General features: G+C 60.8%; 7 protein-coding genes. 2 read left to right on the top strand and 5 right to left on the bottom strand.

Annotated features, from left to right (window positions below):
* The first annotated feature begins 235 nt into the window (after window positions 1-235).
* On the top strand, window positions 236-997 hold the full coding sequence (locus tag ACW9JC_RS15800; protein ID WP_457455921.1) for an SDR family oxidoreductase: 762 nt from the start codon (window positions 236-238) through the stop codon (window positions 995-997).
* A 157-nt stretch (window positions 998-1,154) separates the two neighbouring features.
* A complete protein-coding gene (locus ACW9JC_RS15805; RefSeq protein WP_338584452.1) occupies window positions 1,155-2,060 on the top strand; it encodes a cation diffusion facilitator family transporter in 906 nt (301 codons plus the stop codon).
* Between the two features lie 18 nt (window positions 2,061-2,078).
* On the opposite strand, the gene ACW9JC_RS15810 is transcribed toward ACW9JC_RS15805, so the two are convergent.
* From ACW9JC_RS15810 to ureE, 5 genes are all read right to left on the bottom strand, one after another.
* Window positions 2,079-3,212, bottom strand: coding sequence for an AGE family epimerase/isomerase (locus tag ACW9JC_RS15810; RefSeq protein ID WP_457455923.1), 1,134 nt, complete (start codon window positions 3,210-3,212; stop codon window positions 2,079-2,081).
* Window positions 3,213-3,378: 166 nt separating this feature from the next.
* Window positions 3,379-3,951 (bottom strand): HupE/UreJ family protein, encoded by a 573-nt coding sequence (locus tag ACW9JC_RS15815; RefSeq protein ID WP_457455925.1) that lies wholly within the window; start codon window positions 3,949-3,951, stop codon window positions 3,379-3,381.
* A 29-nt stretch (window positions 3,952-3,980) separates the two neighbouring features.
* The gene (gene ureG, locus ACW9JC_RS15820; RefSeq protein WP_274076826.1) at window positions 3,981-4,595 is read right to left on the bottom strand and encodes an urease accessory protein UreG; all 615 of its coding nucleotides are present in this window, start codon (window positions 4,593-4,595) and stop codon (window positions 3,981-3,983) included.
* Between the two features lie 23 nt (window positions 4,596-4,618).
* Entirely contained in the window at window positions 4,619-5,293 is a 675-nt protein-coding gene (locus ACW9JC_RS15825; protein ID WP_448106144.1) for an urease accessory protein UreF, read from the bottom strand.
* Complete coding sequence (gene ureE, locus ACW9JC_RS15830) at window positions 5,290-5,790, bottom strand: urease accessory protein UreE (RefSeq protein ID WP_150735757.1); 501 nt, start codon at window positions 5,788-5,790, stop codon at window positions 5,290-5,292. The genes ACW9JC_RS15825 and ureE overlap by 4 nt, the downstream gene beginning before the upstream one ends.
* Window positions 5,791-6,000 lie beyond the last annotated feature (210 nt).

Consider the following 6,000-nt stretch of genomic DNA (forward strand, 5'->3'; position numbering starts at 1 on the left):
GCAAAGCCTTGTAGATAGCGGCTTTCAGCTTTTCCACTTGCCCCCGGAATGTGTGGATGGGACTGTGGATAACGTGCGCGCACATGGCTGCAAGCCACGGAAGGTAAGGTGTCGCGTGGTTTGATCGTTTTTTGTACAGGTTGTGCGGTGGTTGCCGCTGTGAGCAAGGCCGGGCATGCTGCCTGCTGATTTTCTATTTCCATGGCTGAGCATCAGCCGAAGCAAGGAGAACACGATGTCCAACACCCTGTTTATTACCGGCGCGACCTCCGGTTTTGGTGAAGCCTGTGCCCGTCGTTTTGCCGAGGCTGGCTGGAAACTGGTGCTGACCGGTCGTCGTGAAGAACGCCTCAATGCGCTGTGTGCCGAACTGTCGAAGCAGACTGAAGTGCATGGCCTGGTGCTCGATGTGCGTGATCGCAAGGCCATGGAAGAAGCCATTGCCAACCTGCCACCGTCCTTCGCCAAATTGCGCGGGCTGATCAACAACGCCGGCCTGGCGTTGGGTGTTGACCCGGCACCGAAGTGCGACCTGGACGATTGGGACACCATGGTCGACACCAACGTCAAAGGCCTGATGTACAGCACTCGTCTGCTGCTGCCACGCCTGATCGCTCATGGCCGTGGCGCCGGCATCGTCAACCTGGGTTCCATCGCCGGCAACTATCCGTACCCGGGCAGCCATGTGTATGGCGCCACCAAGGCATTTGTCAAACAGTTCTCCCTGAACCTGCGCTGCGACCTTCAGGGCACGGGCGTGCGGGTCAGCAACATCGAGCCGGGCCTGTGCGAAAGCGAGTTCTCACTGGTGCGTTTTGCCGGTGATCAGGAGCGTTACAACGCGACCTACGCCGGTGCCGAGCCTATCCAGCCGCAGGACATCGCCGACACCATTTTCTGGGTGCTCAATGCCCCGGCGCACATCAACATCAACAGCCTGGAATTGATGCCGGTCAGCCAGACCTGGGCCGGGTTTGCCATTGAACGCAAGTCTTAAGACCTTGTAACGGCCAATCGCGAGCGGGCTCCACGCATTCCCTGTAGGAGCGAGCCTGCTCGCGAAAGGCCGGAACAGACACCGCAAGACATCAGCTAGACTCCTCTCCCAACAGCTCCGCCACACCCGGCGGCCTAGAGGTATTAGAGGAGAAAAAGTGAGCAATCGAGGCGAGCAGTCGCTGCTCAAGCAATCGACCTTCCTGATGCTCGCCGTGACAGTCGCCGGGATCATCACCGGTTTTGTCTCGGGTGCCCAATCGATCCTGTTCGATGGCTTCTTTTCGCTGATCGCGGCGTTCATCAAGGTGCTGATGCTGATCACCGCCCGGATGATCGCCAAGGAGAGCAATCAGCGCTTCCAGTTCGGCTCCTGGCATCTGGAGCCCATGGTGCTGGTGATTGAGGGCAGTTTCATTTTCCTGGTCGCCATTTATGCCTTTCTCAATGGTGTGTTTGGCATCATCAGTGGTGGCCGCGAGGTCGAACTGGGGTTGGTGATCTTCTACGCCGCGTTCTTCACGGTCGTTGAGCTCATTTATTATTTCTACGTCCGCCGTCGCAATCGCACACTCAAATCATCGCTGATCCAGTTCGACAACATCAGTTGGCTGGTGGACGCGATGCTGTCGGCGGGACTGCTGGTGAGTTTCCTCATCGCGCTGCTGCTCAAGACTCAGGGTTACGGCAAGTGGGCGGTGTACGTCGACCCGATGATTCTGATTCTGCTGGCCTTGGGCATGCTCCCCCCGGCGTACAAAATCCTCGGCCCGGCATTGCGCGATGTATTGGGGATTGTCCCGGATCAATTGGACGACAAGGTGCGTCAAGTGATGGACGTGGCCAAGGTCGAGCATGGTTTCGACGACTACATTTCCTACGTGCAGAAACACGGTCGGGCCTGTTTTATCGAGATTCACATCGTGTTGCCGAAGGATTATTGGCTGGATGGCGTGGGCCAACTGGACAGTTTGCGCGAGGAAATTTCTGCGAAGCTCGGCAAGCCGGATGCTGCACGATGGCTGACCATCAGTTTTACCGGGGACCGGAAGTGGATTGAGTAACTTCCGATCCTTTTGATATCAGTCGAGGTACTCGGCCAACCCGCGATAGCAAGTCGCCAAGTGATAAGGCGTGGTCGACGGCATATCCCGGCGACTGACTTCACCTTGCTCATCACGGCATTCATACCAGCCGCCGGCATGCAGCGAGCGTTGCTGCAACGCCTGCAATTGGCGCAGCACCTCAGCTTCGCTGTCCGGCCGCAACGTCAACGCACGCAAATACTCGGCCTGCGCCCAGATACGCTGGGTGGCGTCACGGGCGCCGCCATCCGGCCCCAGATCAAGCATGGCCCGCACCGCGCCGGTTTGTTGATCGACACCCAGTTGTTCGGTGAACGCGAAGGCACGCTCCAGCGAAGCATGCAGTTTCGAACCGCGCAGCAGCCCAGATGATTCCAGCAGGAAATACCATTCGAACTGATGTCCCGGTTCAAACCAGTTATCCACAGCCCCCAACGGTTTCTCCATCAACACGCCGTGTTGCGGATCGATAAAACGCTTCTGCATGGCTGTGCACAACTCGACGAGTGCGCGTTGGACGCCGAGGTCTTCGCGTACCGCCAGCGTGGCGAGGAAGGCTTCGGCCAGGTGCATCAACGGGTTCTGCAACGGTCCGCTGTTCAGCGACGACCAGTCACGGTCAAGGCTGGCTTCATACAGGCCATCGCCGGTGGCAAAACGTCGGGCAATCACTTCCAGGGCGGCGTTGAGCACCGACTCCACCAACGGCTCGCGAACTTTGTCCCAGTAATGGGCGCAGGCGAACAGGATGAAGGCGTGGGTGTAGAGGTCTTTGCGCTGATCCAGCGGCGCGCCGTGCGGGTCGATGCTGTAGAACCAGCCGCCGTGCTCGGCATCGTGAAAGTGCCGCTGCAAGGAGCGGAACAGCGCTGCCGCACGCTCTTCGGCATCCGGCACCTGGCCGATCAGACTGGCAAACAGATACAACTGCCGCGCACAGGCCATGGCCCGGTAGCGTTGAGGTGGCAGCGGTTGATGCTCGGCGTCCAGCGCCTCATAGGGCAGCGCCATCTCGACATTCCAGCCGGGACCTTGCCAAAGCGGCACGATCACGTTGTGGAAGTGCTGTTGCACCGAGGCGAACAGGGCGTTCAGTTCAGGCTGGGAAGCGGAGCGGGAAACAGGCGGCATTGGCTGGCGTCGTCACGGCAGGGGCGATTGCGCGACATGTTAGCAGGCCTGAGTGACGTGATGTTTGTCAGGCCGTCATCGCTGGCAAGCCAGCTCCCACAGGTTAAGTGCAAATCCTTGTGGGCGCTGGCTTGCCAGCGATGAGGCCAGTTCAGGCAATAGAGAATCAGCCCGCCAACAACCACACTCCGGTCGCCGCCGAAGCCGCACCCGCCAGCCGCACCAACGGCGCCGCAGCCTGCGGCAATACCCGCACCAGCGCATAACCCAACCCATGCAATGCCGCTGTCGCCGCGACAAACCCTGCGGCATACGCCCAAGGGCTCGACATGTCAGGCAGTTCCAGGCCATGGGCCACGCCATGGAACAACGCGAACAACGCCGTGGCGCCGACCGCCATGCTCAACGGCGGACGCACCGCCAAGGCCACCGCCAGACCCAACGCCAGCACCGACGCGGCAATCCCGCTTTCCAGCGCCGGCAGGTTCAACCCTTCAAAACCCAGCAACCCACCCAGCAGCATGGTGCCGACGAAAGTGCACGGCAGCGCCCAGCGCGCCGCGCCTTGTTGCTGCGCCGCCCACAGGCCGACCGCCAGCATCGCCAGCAAGTGGTCGAGGCCGCCGATCGGGTGGCTGATGCCGGCGATCAAGCCGTTGTCGCCGTGCCCCGGGTGGGCGAAAGCGATGGCCGGGGTCAGCAGCAGGGCCATGGCGCCCAGAATGCGTTTCAGTGTCATGGATTGGCTTCCTTGTGGATAAATCGTGATCAGGCTGCGGTCAGCAAACCCTGGCGTTCGATGAAGGCGATGATCTCTTCCAGGCCCTGTCCGGTTTTCTGGTTGCTGAAGACGAACGGCTTGCCGTTGCGCATGCGCGTAGTGTCGCTATCCATCAGGGTCAGCGACGCGCCTACCAATGGTGCGAGATCGATCTTGTTGATCACCAGCAGATCGGATTTGCAGATCCCCGGCCCGCCCTTGCGCGGCAACTTGTCGCCGGCGGAAACGTCGATCACGTAGATGGTCAGGTCGGACAGTTCAGGGCTGAAGGTGGCCGAGAGGTTGTCGCCACCAGACTCCACCAGAATCAGGTCCAGTCCTGGGAAGCGGCGGTTGAGCTGATCCACGGCTTCGAGGTTGATTGAGGCGTCTTCGCGGATCGCGGTGTGCGGGCAACCGCCGGTTTCCACGCCGATAATCCGCTCCGGCGCCAGCGCTTCGTTGCGCACGAGGAAATCGGCGTCTTCGCGGGTGTAGATGTCGTTGGTGACGACGGCCAGGTTGTAGCGCTCGCGCAGGGCCAGGCACAGGGCCAGGGTCAGGGCGGTTTTACCGGAACCGACCGGGCCGCCGATGCCGACGCGAAGAGGTTGTGTGTTCATGTGATTCTCCAAAATATGGGGCCCTAGGAACGGAACAGACGGCTGTACTGGCGCTCGTGGGCCATGCACGCCAGGGACAGGCCAAACGCGGCGCTGCCATAGTGGTCGGGGTTGATGTGGCTGGCGTCCTGCTGGGCTTGTTGCAGCAGCGGCAGCAGTTCGCTGGTCAGGCGTTGGGCGGCTTGCTGGCCCAGCGGCAGGGTTTTCATCAGCACCGCCAATTGGTTTTCCAGCCAGCTCCAGAGCCACGCGGCCAGCGCATCCTGCGGGCTGATTTGCCAGGCGCGGGCGGCCAATGCCCAGCCCAGCGCCAGGTGTGGTTCGCGGCGTTGCTCAAGAAAGGCACGCGCCGCAGCATCGAGTTCCGGCAGGCCGTTGAGCAACTGCTGTAAGGAGTAGCCCATCTGCCGGCTCTCCTGATGCAGTTCGCGGGTTTCCCGGCTGGCGCGGTGCTCTTCGCAGCGTTGCAGCAGTTCGCTCCAGTTTTCCTCTGCCGCCGCCACGCAATGGGCGAGCAGCAACGGAGCTTCGAAGCGAGCAAGGTTGAGCAGCAATTGATCACTGATCCAGCGCCGCGCGCTGTCGGGATCGTGGACGCGACCGTTCTCCACCGCCATTTCCAGGCCTTGGGAATAGCTGTAGCCACCAATCGGCAATTGCGGACTGGCCAGGCGCAGCAATGCCCATGCGGGGTTCAAAGGCGCACGCCGAACTGGTGCAGCTTCGGTGGATAGTTGAAGTCTTCATCGCCGTGACGCGAATGATGATGGCCGCCGCCGTAAGCACCGTGTTCCGGCTGGAACGGTGCCTCGATGTTTTCGGCATGGGCGCCCAATTGTTCGAGCATGGCCTTGAGCACGTAATCGTCGAGCAGGCGCAACCAGCCATCCCCCACTTGCAGGGCAACATGACGATTGCCCAGGTGATAGGCCGCGCGGGTCAGCTCGAAGGCATTGGCGCAGGTGACGTGCAGCAGCTGTTCCGGGCGGGCGCAGACGCGGACGATGCGTCCGTCTTCGGCTTGTAAACATTCACCGTCGTACAACGGCGATTGGCCGCGCTCCAAAAACAGCCCGACGTCTTCGCCCTCGGCACTGAAACAGCGCAAACGGCTTTTGCTCCGGGCTTCGAAGGTCAGGTGCAACTCGGCGGCCCAGACGGGTTGAGGGTCGATTCTGCGATGAATCACCAGCATCGGAAAGCTTCCAGCAATGGACGATGCAGAGGCTAGAGCAAGGGGCTTGCCAATCGCGGTGATGCGTAGGAAATGCCTGAAGGAGGTGTAGGGCGAGTTGCGAAGTGTTGAGGTTTTTGGCTGAAGTTGGTGCGCTTCGGTTTTTTTTTGCACTAATTTGTAGCGCGCAAAAAAGATCGCAGCCTTCGGCAGCTCCTACAGGGAACGCAT

This window comes from Pseudomonas sp. SDO5591_S426, assembly GCF_054070755.1.

Excerpts from the sequence above, each read along its gene's own strand:
- ureG (WP_274076826.1), bottom strand. The coding sequence starts at position 4,595 with ATGAACACACAACCTCTTCGCGTCGGCATCGGCGGCCCGGTCGGTTCC.
- ACW9JC_RS15810 (WP_457455923.1), bottom strand. The coding sequence starts at position 3,212 with ATGCCGCCTGTTTCCCGCTCCGCTTCCCAGCCTGAACTGAACGCCCTG.
- ACW9JC_RS15815 (WP_457455925.1), bottom strand. The coding sequence starts at position 3,951 with ATGACACTGAAACGCATTCTGGGCGCCATGGCCCTGCTGCTGACCCCG.
- ureE (WP_150735757.1), bottom strand. The coding sequence starts at position 5,790 with ATGCTGGTGATTCATCGCAGAATCGACCCTCAACCCGTCTGGGCCGCC.
- ACW9JC_RS15800 (WP_457455921.1), top strand. The coding sequence starts at position 236 with ATGTCCAACACCCTGTTTATTACCGGCGCGACCTCCGGTTTTGGTGAA.